This is a genomic window from Flavobacterium piscis (assembly GCF_001686925.1).
GTDB lineage: Bacteria > Bacteroidota > Bacteroidia > Flavobacteriales > Flavobacteriaceae > Flavobacterium > Flavobacterium piscis.
Genome location: NZ_LVEN01000035.1, coordinates 173,540 through 193,200 on the forward strand (window position 1 = coordinate 173,540; position 19,661 = coordinate 193,200).

The window sequence follows — 19,661 nt, forward strand, 5'->3', positions numbered from 1 at the left end:
TAAAAACCATGGCATTATCAAAAACAAAAAAGATTCTTTTTCCCATTCTTATTGTAGTGGCAATTCTGGCTATCTTTTTATTCTGGCCCATCAACACAGATGGAACCTTAATAAAACCGGACGCAAAATTATTTAAAGGAAAAGCAGCATTTTTATCTGAAAAAGTCCCAACAGACAGTTCTTTCAAAAAACCAAATATTATCATTCTTTTAGCAGACGATTTAGGGAAATATGATATTTCGTTGTACGGAGGGAAATCGACACCAACACCACAAATAGATTCCTTAGCCGCATCCGGAGTTACGTTTCAGGATGGTTATGTTTCGGCTTCAATTTGTTCTCCTTCACGTGCCGGAATTTTAACAGGACGCTATCAGGAACGTTTTGGGCACGAATACCAACCCGGAGATCGTTATCCAAAAAACAATTTAGAATATTACGGTTTCAAATATTTAATCAACACCAATAATTGGAGATTAAATGATAAAATCAATTACCCAAACGAAGCTTCGATCGCCACACAAGGTTTGCCACAATCTGAAATTACGTTTGCTGACCTTGCTAAAAGAGAAGGTTACAGCACAGGAATTATCGGAAAATGGCATTTGGGACACAACAAAGGATTTTTTCCTTTAGACCGCGGGTTCGATTATCATTACGGTTTTTATCAGGCATTTTCGCTTTACACTCCCGAAGATGATAATCCGGATATCATCAACCACCACCATAAAGATTTTACAGATAAAACAATTTGGGGAAATGGCCGCGTTGGCATTGGGCAAATTCGTCGTGATACTACGATCATTCATAATAAAGCTTATCTCACCGAAACATTTGCAGATGAAGCCGAAGCTTTTATTGATAGAAATAAAAAGAAACCATTCTTACTTTATGTTCCGTTTAATGCACCACATACGCCATTTCAGGTTCGTAAAAAATACTACGATCGTTTCCCGAATGTCAAAGACGAAAACAAACGTGTTTATTTTGCCATGATCAGCGCCCTAGATGATGCCGTGGGAAGAATCAGGGCAAAAGTTAAAAAAGAAGGTCTGGAAGATAACACTCTTATCATTTTTGCCAGCGACAACGGTGGCGCCGATTATACTTTTGCCACCACAAACGCGCCATTAAAAGCCGGAAAATTTTCTCATTTCGAAGGTGGCGTAAATGTTCCGTTTGCACTTTCGTGGAAGGGAAAAATCAAACCTCATACTATTTATAAAACTCCGGTAAGTACATTGGATATTTTCGCTACGATTGCCGCGGCCATACATTCTGATTTACCAAAAGACCGCGTTTACGATGGTGTTGATCTTGTTAATACAGTCAATGAACAAAAAGAAGCACATAAAACGCTATACTGGCGTTCCGGCGATGCAAAAGCCATCAGAAGCGGTGACTGGAAATTAATCATCAGCGGAAAAACCCATGAAGAATGGCTTTATAATTTAGCAAATGACAAGTCTGAAAAGACAGATTTGGCTTCAAAAAATCCGGCAAAAGTAAAAGAATTACATCTTGCTTTACAAAACTGGGAAAAGGGTTTGGTAAAACCTTTATGGCCAAATTTAACGCATTATGAATTTGATTTTGGCAAACAAAAATATTTTGTCGATTTATAGTCAACATCATACAAACCCGACAGGTTTTAAAAACCTGTCGGGTTTAATTCAGAATATCTTTTAATTCGATTTTTGAATAGCCTCCAGCTTTAGCTGGAGATTAGATTTAATAATATTTCAGGGCTTTAGCCAAATATAAAAGTTAAACTAAAGCCAATGTTAATTACACAACGATAACTCCAGCTAAAGCTGGAGGCTATGCAAAAAAAACAATAACCAATAAATAATACCTAACAGTCCCGAAGTTTCGGGATTGAAAACCTGTTAGGATAATAAAATAAAACAATGTCAACCCCAACCAAACAATTTACCATTCACGAAGACTGGACCGTCGTACTTCTGGGATTTATTATCATCGGGATTTCCCTTTTTGTTTTTCTTCCCGAAGTTCCCGTTTTCAAATGGTCCACCGGAACCGATTTATTTCACGATGTCTTCAATCTTGAAAACCTAAAAGTCCTCGGATTACAATTTCTTTACCTTATTTCCATCGGAACCTTAGGTGCTTTTTTAATCGGGAAATCAGTAAAATACTTTTTATTAGGCTTTCCGGTAGTTTATATTTTAACTGTTATCGCACTCATCATCGCAGGTAATACAGAAGTAAAAGGGCTAAATCTCGAAGCTGTAATTTTCAGTTTAGCCATCGGTTTAGGGATTGGAAACTTCTTCAAACTTCCCGAATGGTTTCGACCAGCACTTTCTACAGAAGTATTTGTCAAAATAGGTTTGGTTTTATTAGGAACCAGCGTTATTTTCTCAGACATTCTAAAAGCCGGTTCTCTGGGATTAATTCAGGCTTTGGTTGTTGTTTTAGCAGTTTGGTATTTTGCTTTTTGGCTTTGCCGAAAATTAAAAATCGATGACGAATTGACCATGATGATTTCGAGCGCGGTTTCTATTTGTGGTGTTTCCGCAGCTATAGCTACTTCGGGAGCGATCAAAGGCGATTCGAAAAAACTGTCTTATGTAATTTCAATTGTTTTGGTAACCGCAATCCCAATGATGATTTTCATGCCCATAATTGCCAAATATTTCAATTTCCCTGAAGAAGTTACCGGAGCTTGGTTAGGCGGAAGTATCGATACATCGGGTGCAGTCGTAGCTTCCGGATCTTTGGTTGGAGAAACGGCCTTAAAAATTAGTACGATTGTCAAATTTTCTCAAAATGTATTACTGGGAATTGCTGCTTTTGCCATATCGGTTTATTGGACGTACACGCATAATAATTCGGCGGAAGCCAAAACATCGAAACCTACGTTAAAAGTAATTTGGGAACGTTTTCCAAAGTTTGTTATCGGTTTTATTATGGCTTCAATCCTCTTTTCTTTTTTTCTTACTTCTGAAGCGAGGGACGAAGTAAAAGACAGTTTAAAGAATATACAGGGAATTTGGTTTGCTCTTGCTTTTACCAGTATTGGATTGGAAACGAACTTTAAAGATTTACTGAGTAATAATAGCCGCAAACCTTTATACGCTTTCTTAATCGCGCAATTATTCAATGTGATTATTACGCTGATTATCGCTTTTTTACTGTTTGGAAAATGATTTTTTTTTAAACACATAGAGACATAGCTTTTTGGAGTGTTAAAATAAGTCGTTTCACTCGTAATAAAACACATAGCTATGGGAATGTAAAACCAGATTTTGACCTCGAGAACTTTGTCAAATTTTAAAACTTTGACAAAGTTTAAATTCAATGATTTAGACAAAAGTAACCACAATCATTGTCATCCTGAGCGAAGTCGAAGGGCACACAATTAACTCTACAACGATTGTCGCTATTCTTTGCGGAGTTTCTTGCGGAGATCCCTCGTTCCTCGGGATGACAAACTATGATTGGCCTAGCCCCGATAGAAGTGGAAATCCTTTTGTGCCGGGGTTCGGCACAAAAGATTGGAACGGATAGCGGGATTAGCTCCTAAAAAAAGATTTGGTTTTATTATAAAATCCAAGATAACAAAAATGAGAAGAATGGATTAAAATCCATCCCTACAATATAATTTTCGACATTTTAAAAATATCAACAATAATGAAAAAAATACTTATTACACTAAATCTTCTACTTGCTGTAGTAGCTTTAAATGCACAAAACAAAACAACTTCTGAAAAACCCAACATTATTTTAATAATGGTCGATGATATGGGCTATTCTGATTTAGGGAATTATGGTTCCGAAATTAAAACACCCAATCTCGATAAATTAGCCAGTGAAGGTTTACGCTTACGCGAATTTTACAACAATTCGATTTGTGCGCCCACACGCGGTTCTTTGCTTACTGGGCAATATCAACACAAAGCCGGAATGGGATTTTTTGATGTTAATTTAGGATTGCCAGCCTATCAGGGTTATCTCAACAAAGAATCTCTGACATTGGGAGAAGTTTTTCGTTCTGGTGGTTACAGCACTTTGCTTTCCGGAAAATGGCACGTAGGTTCCGAAGATAAAGCTCAATGGCCGAATCAAAGAGGATTTGATAAATTTTACGGAATCCTGAAAGGTGCATCGAACTATTTTGATACCAAACCTTTGCCTTTTGGGAAAACGCCTTATCCGGTAAAACTAATTCGTAACAATGAAGAATTGCATCCAAAAGATGATTCGTATTATTTTACAGATGAAATTGGGAACAATGCCGTGACTTTCTTAGACGAACAAAATAAAGAAAACAAACCGTTCTTTTTGTATTTGGCGTTTACGGCTCCGCATTGGCCATTACAGGCAAAACCCGCGGACATTGCCAAATACAGAGGAAAATTTGATGAAGGCTGGGATATTTTAAGAGAAAAAAGAATTGAAAAACTAAAAGCAAATGGCATTTTACCCGCCAATCAAACGGTTTCTGCAAGAGATCCTGAAGTGCCGGAATGGAGTAAATTAACTTATGATGAAAAGCAATTCTGGAAAGCAAAAATGGAAGTTTACGCTGCCATGGTCGATAATATGGATCAGAATGTGGGGAAAGTTTTAGAGAAATTAAAAGCGTTGAAAAAAGACAAAAACACGCTGATTATTTTCATTTCTGATAATGGAGCGCAAGGCGGTTTTAATACTTATAATCCGTTAGGGCGTGGTTTAGTTCGCAATGAAGGACCAGTTGGAACTTCGGGATCTTTTGATTATCAGGAACAAAACTGGGCGTATTTATCGAATACTCCGTTGCAGCAATATAAAAATAACATGCATGAAGGCGGCTTCAGTTCTCCGTTTATTGCGTGGTTTCCATCAAAAATAAAAGCGGGCCGAATTGATAAAGGAACGGGACATATTATTGACCTTGCTCCTACTTTTTATGAATTGGCCGGAATTGAATATCCCAAACAGTATAATGGTGTGACGACAAACCCTTTGGTTGGGAGCAGTTTGTTACCTGTTTTATTTAATAATGTTTCACAGGTCGATAGAGGCGCACCATTATTTTGGGAAAGAGCGGGTAACAGAGCCGTAAGAGATGAGAAATGGAAACTGGTTTCGACTTATCCGTCTTACGAATGGGAACTTTATAATATAGAAACCGATCGCGGCGAAACCACCAATGTCGCACAACAAAATCCGGGAATTGTAAACCAACTTTCGGCTGCTTATTTTGATTGGGCAGATAAAACCGGAGTGGTTGAATACAGTAAATTCAAATTGAAAACGGAGATTATGCCTGGTGGTGCAGTTTTGAAAAAGTAACTGGTTTAGTTATTTTAAACACATAGAAAGATAGATTTTTTAAACTCAAAAAAGGCGTTTCACTTATTAAAATACACATAGCTGTGTGTTTTAATTTTTCACGCAAATTTAGCAGATTTTATTTTTCTTAATCTGTTTAATCTTTTTTAAGTTCTCTTATCATAGCTTGAACTATTAGCTAAAGACTTTGCGACTCTGCGTCTTTGCGTGCCAATTTCTCGCTGTTTAGAGAAAAAAACTTTATTATTTAATCGCGCAAAGGCGCAAAGTTTCACGCAGATTTAAAAAAAACTTCCACAAACAAAAAACCATTCCACTTAAAAGTGAAATGGTTTTATTTCTTTACGTTTGAGCGTAATTTATATTAATGCTTCAACAGCTGGCGACACTACTACTTGTGAATCAATGATGGATAAAGTAAGTTGATCTGAATATCCTAAGAAAAATGTATCCAGAACTTCCTGAAATATAGGATGAGCACCTTCTACCTGAGAAAAAAGTGTCATAGATGAACATAATTTACGGGCACCTAAATCGCCTAAAATACCTTCGGCAGATTTTCTTTTAAATGTTAATAACAACGCTGAAATTTCTATAATATGTTTAGCTAAAATAGGATGATCCAGAAACTCTTTAGCCTCTTGAAGATTGGCAATCGCATAATACTTTGATATATTACTAGTACCTAATCCTTGTATTTGAGGAAAAATAAACCACATCCAGTGTGTTTCTTTTTTTCCTTTTTTCATTTCGGCAAGAGCGGTTAAATAAAGTTTATTCTGCGCATCTAAAAAACGTGTTATATCATTATTTGAGTAAGCCATTATAGTAGAATTGTTTTTATAAAAGTTAGTAAGACCGTTTTTGGTTCTTTCTTATTTTTTATTTAAAAATGAAATATTAAAAACATTCGCTTTTCATTTCATTTTTAAAGACATTCAAAACTACCTCTCAAGTCGCTTAAAAAAATTATACAATTAATGTCTCTTGTTATATAATTTATAGCAACCGCATAAAAAGCAAAAAGTTGCAAGAACATCTTGCAACTTTTTTATTTAATAATTAACCTGTTTTTTTAATCCCTAAAATCGTTTAATGATTTCTCGATAATTTCAAGACATTCCTGAATTTGAGCTTCTGTCATTACCAATGGCGGCGCTAGTCTAATTTTATTTCCGTGAGTTGGTTTTGCTAATAATCCGTTATCTCTGAATTTTAAGCAAATCTCCCACGCTAAATCTGAGTCTTCACCACAATTGATTACAATAGCATTTAGTAATCCTTTTCCACGAACCAGCGTGATCAGGTTATTTCTTTCTGCAATCTCGTTTAAACCTTTTCTTAAAATAATACCCAAACGTTCTGCATTTTCAGCAAGATTTTCTTCTTTAATTACTTCCAGCGCTGCAATGGCAACAGCGGCAGCAACAGGATTTCCGCCAAAAGTCGATCCATGCTGACCAGGTTTAATCACATTCATTATTTCATTGTTGCACAACACTGCCGAAACAGGATAAACGCCACCTGAAATTGCTTTACCTAAAATTAAAATATCAGGCTGAACATTTTCATGATGAACCGCTAATAATTTTCCGGTACGTGCAATTCCGGTTTGAACCTCATCTGCAATAAATAGAACATTATGTTTTTCACACAATGTTTTTGCTTTCGATAAATATCCTTCAGACGGTACATAAACTCCAGCTTCACCCTGAATAGGTTCTACTAAAAATCCCGCTATATTTTTTGACGATTCAAGAACTTTTTCAAGAGCTTCAAGATTATCATATTCTATTTTTATAAATCCTTCTGTAAAAGGACCAAAGTTTTTACGGGCACCTTCATCATTAGAAAATGAAATGATTGTAGTAGTTCTTCCATGAAAATTATTTTCACAAACAATAACTTGTGCCTGATTCTCCGGAATACCTTTTACTTCATAAGCCCATTTTCTACATACTTTAAGAGCAGTTTCAACAGCTTCAGCACCAGTATTCATTGGCAAAACTTTATCAAAACCAAAATATTTCGTTACAAATTCCTCATAATCTCCCAGTTTGTCATTATAAAAAGCACGAGAAGTCAAAGTCAGTTTTTGTGCCTGATCTGTCATTGCTTTCACAATTTTAGGATGACAATGCCCTTGATTTACTGCAGAATAAGCCGATAAAAAATCATAGTATTTTTTTCCGTCAACATCCCAAACATATACACCTTCTCCTCTTTCTAACACAACCGGAAGTGGATGGTAATTATGAGCTCCGTATTTATTTTCTTTTTCAATCAAAACTTCTGATTTTGACGAAAGTGATTTATCAGTTTGTACCATAAATTTGTTTCTTTTAAAAAGCAAAAGTATTAAATTTTATTCATAATCAGGCTCAAAAACAACCATTTTGACTTTTAAAAACTATTATTAAAGTCAAAAATAGCATTTTTAAACCATTAAAAAATCAAAAATACTTGTCTTTATAATTGGTTTTCTCCTGCTTTATTAAAAAAAATAATTACTTTTATGAATTCGGGAAGTGAATTTAAATCAATGTTAAGACAATGGATATATTAGACGATTTTGATATTAGCATCATCAAAGAATTAGAAAAAGATGGCCGAATGGCTTTTTCTGCGATTGCCGCTAATTTAAAAATATCAAACACTATGGTGCATCAGCGAATTAATCGAATGATAGAGCAAGGTGTCATTAGTGGTATAAAACCAATTATTCAGGAAAAGAAAATTGGTTACGACTGGGCTTCTTTTACGGGAATTACACTCAATAAAGATTCAGATTCAGATAGAATTATCGAAGCTTTAAAAGATATTCCGGAGATTACCGAATGTTATTTTGTGACTGGTTCTTTCACACTTTATATTAAAATCATTGCAACGAACCACGAACATATGCGAAGAATTCTTTATGAAAAAATCGACAGTATTCCCGGCATCGCTAAAACTGATTCTATTATTGAATTGGGCTGCGCTTTTAAACGCAATATTACCTTATAAGATAGTATCCGAATGATTTTTATCTTAGAAGTCATCCTGTAGAAAACCTAATAAGAAATATCTTAGGGGATATTTTTGTAACATAATATTTCTGATATTTGTTTAAAATTCTACCACTATGAAAAACTCTGCATTTCTTTTATTTGCTACTATACTGTTTTCTAACACTATAAATGCACAATTAAAACCCGTAAAATATACAGATGGCTCTCAGGCTTTAAATGGTTTGTTTGTGAAATCTGTTAAAAAAAGCAGTCAGAATCCGGGTATTTTACTTTTACCTGCCTGGTTGGGAATCGATAAAGCCTCGAAAGATATTGCCGAAAATTTATCAAAACTAGGCTATAATGTTTTTATCGCTGATATTTATGGCGAAGGAAACTATCCAAAAAATACTGCCGAAGCCGGAAAACAAGCCGGTTATTACAAAAAGAACCACGAAGTTTATCAAAAACGAATCAATGCAGCTTTGCAGGAATTAGTAAAATCCGGAGCCAATGCAGATAATATCGTTGCTATAGGATATTGTTTTGGAGGAACCGGAGTTCTTGAAGCTGCCCGCGGACATTTGAACTTAAAAGGTGTTGTTTCTTTTCACGGCGGTTTAGGTAAAGATGCAACCCGTGCTGTTGAGCCAATTACAACAAAAGTATTGGTTTGTCATGGTGCCGATGATCCGTTTGAATCAAAAGAAGAAATTACAGCTTTTCAGCAGGAAATGCGTGACTCAAAAGCCGACTGGCAAATGATTTATTATGCCAATGCCGTTCATTCTTTTACCAATCCTGAAGCAGGAAACGACAACTCAAAAGGGGCCGCTTATAATGCAGTTGCAGCAAAAAGATCATTTGAGCATTTGCAGCTTTTCCTGAATGAAGTATTGAAAAAATAATATTGTATTGATAGCACACGAATTACTGTGATTAAAAGGATTTACACCGATTTTTTACATAATTAATTCGTGCTAATTCGTGCAATTTGTGGCAAAAAATAGCACCCGGATTTACGCCGGTTTAAAATAAAATTAATTCACGCTAATTTGGGTAATTGCTTCACCTATACCATCGTTTTTACGGACAAACCAAATGGCTGTAGTTTGCAAAAAGTATGGCTTTGTTTTTTATTAACTCCTTTTTTATTCTATTTTTACTAATCTTATACGCTTTTTACACATTTGTAAACTTACATTAAACAACAATGAAAAAAATTATTCTTCTATTATTAATTGGCACTGCCTTTTCATGCAAAAATATGCAGTCGGCTGCATCAAAAGACAATTCTGATCCTACTAAATACATAAAATCTATTAGCGAAAAAGATTTAAAAAAGATGTTGTACGTTATCGCTTCCGACGAAATGGAAGGCCGTGAAACCGGATCTAAAGGGCAGAAAAAAGCGGGTCTTTATATGATCGAACAATATAAAAAAAGCGGAATTTCGTTTCCTAAAGGAGCAACAGATTATTACCAACACATTCCTGCTGCCTTCCTAAACGCCAGACGAAACGAAAATTTACCAGATTCCGAGAACATCTGGGCTTATATTGAAGGTTCTGAAAAACCGGATGAAGTCTTAGTAATTTCTGCTCATTACGATCACGTAGGTATCCAAAAAGGCGAAATTTATAACGGAGCCGATGATGACGGATCCGGAACTGTAGCGGTAATCGAAATGGCAAAAGCATTTGCAAAAGCTAAGAAACAAGGACACGGACCAAAACGTTCGATCTTATTCCTTCATGTAACAGGAGAAGAGCACGGTTTGCATGGTTCACGTTATTATTCTGAAAATCCTTTGTTTCCAATTGCCAATACCATTACAGATATCAATATCGACATGATTGGTCGTCGTGATGTAGAACATGCTCAAACAAATAATTATGTTTATGTAATTGGTGCCGACAGATTATCAAGCGATCTGCATAATATTGTAGTAGCACAAAATGAAAAATACACCAAAATAGATTTGGATTTTAAATTTAATGACCCTAAAGATCCAAATCATTTTTACGAACGTTCTGATCATTATAACTTTGCAAAACATGGTATTCCGTCAGTATTCTTCTTCAACGGAGTTCACGAAGATTATCATGGAAAAGGTGACGAACCTGAAAAAATTGAGTACGATGCATTAACCAAAAGAACAAAATTAGCCTTTTCAATCGCCTGGGAATTAGCCAATAGAGAGAACAGACCGGTAGTGGATAAGAAATAAGTTGCTGAGACACTAAGATTCTGAGTTTTTCTAAAAGAGTTACTAAGGTTCTGAGATGCTAAGATTCTAAGTTTTCTTTTATAGACTTAAGTCTAATATTGTCATTTCGGAGGAGAAATCACATCCAGAGAGCGACGCAATATATGCCTTCACTTTATGTGATTTCTCCTCCGTCGAAATTGACACAAACTTTGAACATATCATAGCACAAAAATCAATAACAACAAAAAGGGATGAGTTTTTAAACTCATCCCTTTTTTATATTTATAGATTCCAAAAGAAAAACTTAGAATCTTAGCATCTCAGAACCTTAGCGTCTTTTTCAGTCATTCATTGAAATCAAAAATTCTTCGTTGTTTCTGGTTTTCTTAAAACGTTCGTTTACAAAATCCATAGATTCTACAGGGTTCATATCTGATAGATATTTACGCATGATCCACATTCTTTGTAATGTTTTTTCGTCTAATAACAAATCATCACGACGTGTACTTGACGAAGTAAGATCGATTGCAGGGAAGATACGTTTGTTGGCAATTTTACGATCTAATTGAAGTTCCATGTTACCGGTTCCTTTAAATTCTTCAAAGATCACCTCATCCATTTTAGAACCAGTTTCAGTCAATGCTGTTGCAATGATACTTAACGAACCACCATTTTCTACATTTCTTGCTGCTCCAAAGAAACGTTTTGGTTTTTGCAATGCATTGGCATCAACACCACCGCTTAATACTTTTCCAGAAGCTGGCTGAACAGTATTGTAAGCTCTTGCCAAACGTGTGATTGAGTCTAATAAGATTACGACATCATGTCCGCATTCTACTAAACGTTTTGCTTTTTCCAAAACAATATTAGCAATTTTCACGTGTTCTTGTGGTTCTCTGTCAAAAGTAGAAGCGATTACTTCTCCACGAACGCTACGTTGCATATCTGTAACCTCCTCTGGACGCTCATCGATCAAAAGAACGATTAAGTAAACTTCAGGATGATTGGCTGCAATTGCATTTGCAATGTCTTTTAGTAACATTGTTTTACCCGTTTTAGGCTGAGCGACAATCATACCACGCTGTCCTTTTCCTATTGGAGAAAACAAATCGATAATACGGGTTGAAACTGAACTGCCTTTTTCGGCTAACTTGAATTTTTCTGAAGGAAAAACTGGTGTAAGGTGCTCAAAAGAAACTCTGTCGCGAACCACTTGCGGATCGTGACCATTAATTTTAAGTACACGAACTAATGGGAAAAACTTTTCGCCTTCTTTTGGAGGACGAACCACTCCTTTTACAGTATCTCCGGTTTTAAGACCGAATAATCTGATTTGTGACGTTGATAAATAAATATCATCGGGAGAGGCTAAATAATTATAATCTGATGAACGTAAAAAACCATAACCGTCCGGCATCATTTCAAGAACACCTTCACTTTCTATAATTCCGTCAAATTCAAAATCTGAATCTCTGAAATTGTTCTTTTTATTTTTATGATTTGGATTTTGATTCCCGTTATTCCCATTTCCGTTACCATTTGCATTTGGATTTACATTTGCATTAGGATTAGCGTTTGAATTAGGATTTTGATTTGGATTCTGGTTTGGATTTTTATTTTGGTTCGGATTGACCTTTTTTGCTGGAACTGCCACTTCTGTTTTTTCAGCAGTCGAAGTTTCTGCTACAGCTTCGCCTTCAGGAATTGCTTCTTTTGTGGCTTCTTTTTCTTTTTGCAAAGCGACTTTTTTCTCGTAAGCTGATTTATTGAATTTTACGATTTTTGGTCCTTTTTTCTCTATCTCCGTATTTTCTTCCTGAACTTCTAAATTTTCAGGAATTTCTGTTCCTTCCTTAACTTCTGCAGCTGCTTTTGCTATTGGTGCTTGTTTAGCTTTAGGAGCAATTTTGGCTGATGGAGTTATTTTTGCTGCCGGAGCTTGTTTTGCGACTACAGGAGCTTCTGTTTTTTCCGGAGTTTCCTCTATTGTATCAAATTCTAAGACTGGAGCATTTTTACTAATAGCCGCTTTTTTCACAGGAACAATCCTTGCTCTTTTAGGCTTATCATCAACATTTTCCTTTTCAGTAACAGCACTAGGAGACGGTGCTACAGTGGTTTCCTGATGTGCTAAAATCTGACTGATTAAGGTCTCTTTTTTGACACCAGTAAACTTTATAGTTTTAGCTAACTTAGCTATTTCTTGAAGCTCAGAAAGCTTCATTTCTTTTAATGCAGAAATATCAAACATGAATGTTCTATGAATTTAATTATTTTAACGGAATACTGTAAAAAGATAGGTAGATAATAATTTTCGATTGACCGCAGTATGAAGTGCTTACGGTATTATGATGCAATAATACGAATAAAATTTTATCATACAATAGTATTTTAAAAAAAGAAAATATATTTTTGTAAAACAATTTTACATCATGATACAACGAATTCAAACCGTTTATTTAATTCTTACGTTTATTGCAACAAGTGTTTTGATGCTTTTTATTCCGTTATGGACATTAAAAGGGGGAGCATTATTTTACTTTAATCAAGATCCAATATATAATGTAATAGTTGGATTAAGTACGATGCTTACTATTGTTAGTATTATTTCATATAAAAAAAGACAAAATCAGTTTGTAATGAACAGACTGAATATAATATTAAATTTAATTTTATTAGGATTGTTTGTATATCGTTCTCTAAATTTATCTGGAGAAACACTAGCTGTTTCAGAGAAAGGTATTGGGATGTTTCTACCAATTGTTGCTATCGTATTATTAGTTTTAGCTAATAAGGCCATCAAAAAGGATGAAGATCTCGTAAAATCTGTAGATCGTTTGAGATAAACCTATAAACTTAAGTTTTTTGTGCGAAGAGAACCCGAATTGTATAATTCGGGTTTTTTTGTACCTTATATTTTAGCAAATCTGAGAGAATCACTAAAACAAGCCTTAAAAACAAACTTTGTAAGATAATTTTTTCATAAATTTGCTTATTACTCCAAACAATCATGACACAGAACATAAGGATACATCTTGCTGATGATCATCAAGTACTTATTGATGGCCTTACCAATTTGCTGCAAACCGTAAATAACTTTGAAGTTGTAGGCAATTCATTGGACGGAACAACTGTTTATCAGGATGTCAGTCAGAACAATGCCGATATTTTAGTACTGGATATCAGTATGCCTAAAAAAGATGGTATCGAAGTACTGAAAGAATTTAGCGAAAAGAAATTTCCCTGCAAAGTAATTATTTTGTCTAGTTATGATGATTTAAAAATCATAAAAGAAGTAATGAAATTGGGCGCAAAAGGCTATCTCACCAAAAAATGCGCAGGCGAAAATATCATTGAGGCCATAGAAGCTGTTTATCAGGGTCAGGAATATTTTTGTGATGCCGTAAGGGAAAAAATCTTTAATAGTTTTACGAATAATAATCCAAAATTGAATAAACCGGTTTATGTTGAAAATCCTATTTTAAGTGCACGGGAAATTGAGATCATTACACTGATCTCATTAGAATATAGTGGCAAAGAGATTAGCGAACAGCTTTTTATCAGCCTGAATACGGTTGAAACACACAGGAAGAATATCATGAAAAAATTACAAACCAAGAATACGATTGGTCTTGTAAAATATGCACTAAAAAACAATTTAATAAATCCTTAGTGCCTTCTAAAGATTAAAAAACCTATCGAAAAATTTACAGTTGAGTTATGGCTTTAATTAGAGTTTTTTTATTGTCGATTTTATTCACTATTGTGAGCGGAAACACTTTATTTAGCCAGCAAAATCAAGCCATTCCTTCAAAAGAAACAGAAATTGTACCGCAGCAAAATTCGAAAGGAAAAATTAATGAAATTCGAAAATTTGAAAAATTACGAAATAAAAAAATAGTTAGTTTATCTATTGTTCTGGTTATCATTATATTCTTTCTGTTTTATTTTTTTTACCAGAATAACAAACTGAAACAGAAGATAAAGCGAAAAGATACCAAACAAAAAATACTGCTTAACATTATCAATGCCGGAATAGATACCCAGGAAATCGAACGTAAAAAAATTGCCTCTTTTTTACACGACAACATCAATTCGTTATTGTCTTCTGTTGGCTTACACCTGAATACTTTTACAGCGCAAAACAATATAAAATCTGAAGAAATCCAGAAAGCAAAAGCCATTCTTCAGGAAGCACATGATCTTTTGCGAGATATGTCACACGACCTTGTCCCTACTCTTTTGGTTCGTTTTGGTTTGATTTATGCACTGGAAGATTTGTGCGAACGAAATACCAATTCGAGTATTCAGTTTGAATTTTTAAGCAAAATACCTACTAGCAAAAGGTATATAGAAAAATTCGAAATGAAGATTTATTTTATTGTATCTGAATTATTTAGCAACATCATTAAACACAGTGGGGCAAAAAAAGGCCAGATCATGTTATACGAAAACAACAATTATTTTATTGTAACGATACATGATGACGGAAAAGGTTTTAAAACCGAAAAACTCAACGAAGCCGAAGGTTTTGGTTTAAACCGAATCAGGGCCCGAATTAAAAAATACAAAGGCAGTTTATCGATTGTTTCAAACCCAAATGAAGGAACGTCGATAAAGATTAAAATACCGTTACCTCATTAAATTATTTCTTACCAATTTCTACAATCTCCAGATCTTTTATTTTATCATCATCAATTACAAATCGTAACATGGTTCGTACCTGATGAAATCCGCTTTTTCCTGCCGCACCTGGATTCATGTGCAGTAAATTATTCTTTTTATCGAACATTACTTTTAGAATATGCGAGTGTCCGCAAATAAACAATTTTGGAGGATTCAGCGCCATTTCTTCTCTAATTGCCGGATTGTATTTTCCCGGATAACCACCAATATGCGTGATCCAAACAGCAACATTTTCGCATAAAAACCGATTGTGCAACGGGAATTCTAATCGGGCTTGCGCATCATCAATATTTCCGTAAACACAACGTAAGGGTTTTAGCTTTTTTATTGTATCGGTAACATTCAGATCTCCAATATCTCCGGCATGCCAAACTTCATCAGCCTGATTTACATATTTTAAAATAGTATTATCAATATGACTATGAGTATCGGAAAGGAGGAGGATTTTTTTCATTTTTTTTGAGGAACAAAGGTTCAGAGGCGCAAAGGTACAAAGGTTTTTTTCTAAAAAAGGGTTCAAAGATACAAAGGTGCAGAGATTCAAATACGCAGAGGTTTTTTTGAGATTTATAAAACTTAATGCAGAACCTAAGTCTTCTTTCAAACCATTAGACACGCCATATGCATCCCTAAGATTTACAATATTATAAACCTTTGTCCCTTTGCGCCTCTAAACCTTTGAACCTGTAAAACCTTAGACGCACTGCTGTGCGTCTCTACGATTTGCCGGTGCATAAAAAAAACTTAGAACCTTAGCATCTCAGAATCTTAGCAACTTTTTAAAAAAATCCTTTGTACCTTTGCGCCTCAGAACCTCTGTCCCTTAAAAATGAGATATTTTATTCAATTTGCCTACAACGGAACGCATTATCATGGATGGCAATTTCAGCCCAACGCCTCTTCTGTTCAGGAAACTTTAAACAAAGCACTTTCGGTTTTACTGAATGCTCCTATAAATGTAATGGGTGCAGGAAGAACGGATACTGGTGTTCATGCAAGTGAAATGTACGGTCATTTTGATTTTGAAACTCCAATTGATGTTACTAGTTTAGTACATAAACTGAATTCGTATTTGCCAAAAGACATTTCGATTTTTGATATTATTTTGGTTCACGATGAAGCTCATTGTCGATTTGATGCTACAAAGAGAACGTATGAATACCATATCAATACTGTTAAAAATCCGTTTTTGCAGGAATTGAGTTGGTATTTTAATCAAAAATTAGACGTAGCTTTGATGAATGAAGCGGCGAAAATCTTACTGAATCATACGGATTTTCAATGTTTCTCGAAGGTAAATACAGATGTAAACACATTTGACTGCAAGATTTTTGAAGCGTATTGGAAAATTGAAAACAAGAACCTGATTTTTACTATTTCGGCCAACAGGTTTTTACGAAATATGGTTCGTTCTATTGTGGGAACTTTGGTCAATATTGGTTTACATAAAATTTCCTTAACCGATTTTGAAAATATTATTGCGAGTAAAAGCAGAGAAAAAGCCGGGTTTTCGGTTCCGGCACACGGATTATATTTAACCGAAATTGATTACGATTATATATAGCTATAAGCTTTAGGCTATAAGCATAAAGCTTAAAGCATAGAAAAAATAAATGAAAGCAAAAGCATTTAGGCTATTAGCATTAAGCCTATTGCCTAAAGCTTATAGCTTAAAGCATAGAAAAAAATAAATGAAAGCAAAAGCATTTGATACCGGATTATTCAAACGAATTTTAACTTATACTAAACCTTATAAATGGCGCTATTATGGCGTTATTGTTTTCGCCGTTTCTTTATCGATTTTTGCAGCACTTCGTCCGTATTTATTAAAACAAACGGTCGACGGCTATATCAAGACGCATGATAAGGAAGGTTTACTGATGTACATTGTATTGATGGGAGTGGTTCTTTTGATGGAAGTTTTCTCTCAGTTTTATTTTGTGTATTGGGCCAACTGGCTTGGGCAGGATATTGTAAAAGACATTCGTACAAAACTTTTTAAGCATATTTTGAGTTTTAGAATGAAGTACTTTGATTTGGTTCCGGTTGGGCAATTGGTGACCCGCTCAGTATCTGACATTGAATCGATTGCACGTATTTTTAGTCAGGGATTGTTCATGATTATTAGTGATTTGATGAAAATGCTGGTGGTTTTGATTTTTATGTTTTACATGAACTGGAAACTGACCTGGATTGTGGTTGTTGCGATGCCTATTCTGGTTTTTATTACCCGAATTTTTCAACGTAAAATGCAGGTTGCTTTTGAGGAAGTACGTACGCAAATTGCCAACATGAACTCGTTTGTTCAGGAACGTGTTACGGGAATGAAGATTGTACAGCTTTTTAACCGTGAGAAAATTGAAGCGGATAATTTTAAGGTCATAAATGATAAACACCGCGTTGCGTGGATTAAAACGATTTTATATAACTCGATCTTTTTTCCTATTGCTGATATTATTTCGTCGATTACTCTAGGTTTGGTTGTTGTTTATGGCGGATTTAAAATCCTGAACGGAGATCACTTTACGACTTTTGGAGATTTATTTTCGTACACGATGTTTATTGGGATGTTGTTTAACCCATTACGTCAGATTGCGGATAAATTTAACGAGATGCAATTAGGAATGATTGCTGCCAATCGTGTTTTTGATATTATTGATACTCAGGACCATATTCAGGATACTGGAACACTTGAAGCTCCGGTTTTTGAAGGAAGTATAGAATTTAAGGACGTTCGTTTTAGTTATATTCCGGAAGAGGAAGTGATAAAAGGTATTGATTTATCTGTAGCTTCAGGTCAAACCGTGGCAATTGTAGGTTCTACAGGAGCAGGAAAATCAACGATAATCAATTTATTGAATCGTTTTTATGAAATCAACAGCGGAACTATTTTTATCGATGGTCATAATATAGAGAACTATACATTGGCTTCGTTGCGAAAACAAATTGCAGTGGTTTTGCAGGATGTATTTTTATTTGCCGATACGATTTACAACAACATTACTTTACACAATCCAGAAATTACACGTGACAAGGTTCTTGACGCTGCAAAAAAAATTGGCGTACACGATTTTATCATGAGTTTGCCGGATAATTATGATTTTGATGTTAAGGAACGTGGTGTTATGCTTTCGTCCGGACAGCGCCAGTTGATTGCTTTTTTACGTTCGTATGTGAGCAATCCAAGTATTTTGATTTTGGATGAAGCAACGTCATCGATAGATACGTATTCTGAAGAATTGATTCAGCGTGCTACCGAAACAATTACAAAAGGAAGAACTTCGATTATTATCGCACATCGATTGGCGACAATCGTAAATGCTGATAAAATTGTAGTAATGGATAAAGGCTTAATTGTTGAGCAGGGAACACATCAGGAATTACTCAATAAAGTCGACGGTTACTACAAAAACCTCTACGACTCCCAGTTTTCGGTCGCTAATTAAATTTGAAATGCTAAAAAAATTCTTAAAAAAGTTAAATTAGCGTTATAGGAATCATAAATGTAATATCTGGAAGAAATTATATAACTGCTTTGATTTTTGAATTATTTATATTTGAGTATGTATAATTCAAATGCAAAAGAAAATGCCACAAAATAGATTTTATCCAAACGAACAATTCAAAGAAATAGAAATAAACGCTTCATTACAACTTAGATATGCCATTTCAAACAAAGGCCGATTAATTAGCTTTTCAGACGAAATTCAAAACGGTCGTCTCCTTAAAGGCGGTTTAAGTGATGGTTACCCAACCTTTAGATTTAAGGTTAAAAATGACGACAAAATTGTCAATAAATATCTTTTCTTATACAAATTAGTTGCCCAGTATTTTATCCCAAAAACATCCGAAGAACAGACTTATGTATTGCATCTGGATTATAACAGAAGTAACGATGATGTAAACAACTTGCGTTGGGCTACAAAAGCCGAAATGATGGCGCATAGCCGCAAAAGTCCACGTGTGATTCAGGCAAAAAAGAATCTAATCGAACACAACTTAAAGGCCGACGGAAGAAAATTAACAACTACCAAAGTAATGTTAATCAAGAAAATCCTGGCAAGACCGGAACAAAAAACAAGACTTAAAATGATTGCCAAACAATTTGGCGTAAGCGAAATGCAAATACGACGTATTGCCAGCGGTGAAAACTGGGGACACGTTAAGGTTTAATTATAAATTATGAATGATTAATTTTTAATTGATTTCTCATTTGAGCGAAGTCGAAGATCTTTTCAATACGAAAAGGACTTCGACTTCGTTTATTTTGATAAACAATTTAATTTGAGACTTCACTTCTAAATCTGATTCTTCAATTCATATTTCACAATTTGCAATTAACAATTACTTAAATTTCTGTGAAAAGATCAAAATCAGTACGTGTAAAAATAAATTTCAGGTGTTTTTTAAAATAAATCCTTAAATTCGCAATCACAAATAACAAAAGAATAAATCGAAAAATGAGTTTC

The 19,661-nt window shown here is 34.7% G+C and carries 16 protein-coding genes; 12 read left to right on the forward strand and 4 right to left on the reverse strand.

The genetic code is table 11. The features are described 5' to 3' along the window. Positions 1-8 precede the first annotated feature (8 nt). The 3 genes from FLP_RS15595 (at position 9) to FLP_RS15605 (ending at position 5,304) form a co-directional block, all read left to right on the forward strand. Positions 9-1,625, forward strand: coding sequence for a sulfatase-like hydrolase/transferase (locus tag FLP_RS15595; RefSeq protein ID WP_065450451.1), 1,617 nt, complete (start codon positions 9-11; stop codon positions 1,623-1,625). 285 nt (positions 1,626-1,910) lie between these two features. Then, a complete protein-coding gene (locus FLP_RS15600) occupies positions 1,911-3,173 on the forward strand; it encodes a YeiH family protein (RefSeq protein ID WP_065450452.1) in 1,263 nt (420 codons plus the stop codon). A gap of 484 nt (positions 3,174-3,657) precedes the next feature. Further along, entirely contained in the window at positions 3,658-5,304 is a 1,647-nt protein-coding gene (locus FLP_RS15605; protein WP_065450453.1) for an arylsulfatase, read from the forward strand. A gap of 359 nt (positions 5,305-5,663) precedes the next feature. On the opposite strand, the gene FLP_RS15610 is transcribed toward FLP_RS15605, so the two are convergent. Together FLP_RS15610 and rocD are read right to left on the reverse strand one after the other, a co-directional pair. After that, on the reverse strand, positions 5,664-6,128 hold the full coding sequence (locus tag FLP_RS15610; RefSeq protein WP_065450454.1) for a DUF1810 domain-containing protein: 465 nt from the start codon (positions 6,126-6,128) through the stop codon (positions 5,664-5,666). Between the two features lie 251 nt (positions 6,129-6,379). Next, positions 6,380-7,633: an ornithine--oxo-acid transaminase gene (gene rocD, locus FLP_RS15615; protein WP_065450455.1), complete on the reverse strand. Its 1,254-nt coding sequence runs from the start codon at positions 7,631-7,633 to the stop codon at positions 6,380-6,382. Positions 7,634-7,857: 224 nt separating this feature from the next. Here rocD and FLP_RS15620 point away from each other — a divergent pair, with 224 nt between their 5' ends. From FLP_RS15620 to FLP_RS15630, 3 genes are all read left to right on the forward strand, one after another. Continuing rightward, positions 7,858-8,310 carry an Lrp/AsnC family transcriptional regulator gene (locus tag FLP_RS15620; RefSeq protein ID WP_065450456.1) on the forward strand — a complete coding sequence of 151 codons (453 nt, stop codon included), beginning with the start codon at positions 7,858-7,860 and terminating at the stop codon, positions 8,308-8,310. A 118-nt stretch (positions 8,311-8,428) separates the two neighbouring features. Beyond that, a complete protein-coding gene (locus tag FLP_RS15625; RefSeq protein ID WP_065450457.1) occupies positions 8,429-9,202 on the forward strand; it encodes a dienelactone hydrolase family protein in 774 nt (257 codons plus the stop codon). Between the two features lie 305 nt (positions 9,203-9,507). Continuing rightward, on the forward strand, positions 9,508-10,524 hold the full coding sequence (locus FLP_RS15630) for a M28 family peptidase (protein WP_065450458.1): 1,017 nt from the start codon (positions 9,508-9,510) through the stop codon (positions 10,522-10,524). A gap of 322 nt (positions 10,525-10,846) precedes the next feature. Here the strand turns inward: FLP_RS15630 and rho are convergent, their stop codons facing one another. Further along, positions 10,847-12,757, reverse strand: coding sequence for a transcription termination factor Rho (gene rho / locus FLP_RS15635; protein ID WP_065450459.1), 1,911 nt, complete (start codon positions 12,755-12,757; stop codon positions 10,847-10,849). Positions 12,758-12,938: 181 nt separating this feature from the next. On the opposite strand from rho, the gene FLP_RS15640 reads away from it, so the two are divergent. The 3 genes from FLP_RS15640 to FLP_RS15650 all read left to right on the forward strand — a co-directional run bounded on the left by FLP_RS15640 (position 12,939) and on the right by FLP_RS15650 (position 15,150). After that, positions 12,939-13,352, forward strand: coding sequence for a DUF4293 domain-containing protein (locus FLP_RS15640; RefSeq protein ID WP_065450460.1), 414 nt, complete (start codon positions 12,939-12,941; stop codon positions 13,350-13,352). Between the two features lie 164 nt (positions 13,353-13,516). After that, positions 13,517-14,179 carry a response regulator gene (locus tag FLP_RS15645; protein WP_065450461.1) on the forward strand — a complete coding sequence of 221 codons (663 nt, stop codon included), beginning with the start codon at positions 13,517-13,519 and terminating at the stop codon, positions 14,177-14,179. 47 nt (positions 14,180-14,226) lie between these two features. After that, complete coding sequence (locus tag FLP_RS15650; RefSeq protein WP_065450462.1) at positions 14,227-15,150, forward strand: sensor histidine kinase; 924 nt, start codon at positions 14,227-14,229, stop codon at positions 15,148-15,150. A 1-nt stretch (position 15,151) separates the two neighbouring features. Here the strand turns inward: FLP_RS15650 and FLP_RS15655 are convergent, their stop codons facing one another. Further along, positions 15,152-15,646, reverse strand: coding sequence for a metallophosphoesterase family protein (locus FLP_RS15655; protein WP_065450654.1), 495 nt, complete (start codon positions 15,644-15,646; stop codon positions 15,152-15,154). Between the two features lie 375 nt (positions 15,647-16,021). Between FLP_RS15655 and truA the strand changes: the two genes are divergently transcribed. The 3 genes from truA to FLP_RS15670 all read left to right on the forward strand — a co-directional run bounded on the left by truA (position 16,022) and on the right by FLP_RS15670 (position 19,365). Continuing rightward, positions 16,022-16,756 (forward strand): tRNA pseudouridine(38-40) synthase TruA, encoded by a 735-nt coding sequence (gene truA / locus FLP_RS15660; RefSeq protein ID WP_065450463.1) that lies wholly within the window; start codon positions 16,022-16,024, stop codon positions 16,754-16,756. A gap of 127 nt (positions 16,757-16,883) precedes the next feature. Next, complete coding sequence (locus FLP_RS15665; RefSeq protein ID WP_065450464.1) at positions 16,884-18,638, forward strand: ABC transporter ATP-binding protein; 1,755 nt, start codon at positions 16,884-16,886, stop codon at positions 18,636-18,638. A 142-nt stretch (positions 18,639-18,780) separates the two neighbouring features. Further along, a complete protein-coding gene (locus FLP_RS15670; RefSeq protein ID WP_065450655.1) occupies positions 18,781-19,365 on the forward strand; it encodes an NUMOD4 domain-containing protein in 585 nt (194 codons plus the stop codon). Positions 19,366-19,661: the final 296 nt, after the last annotated feature.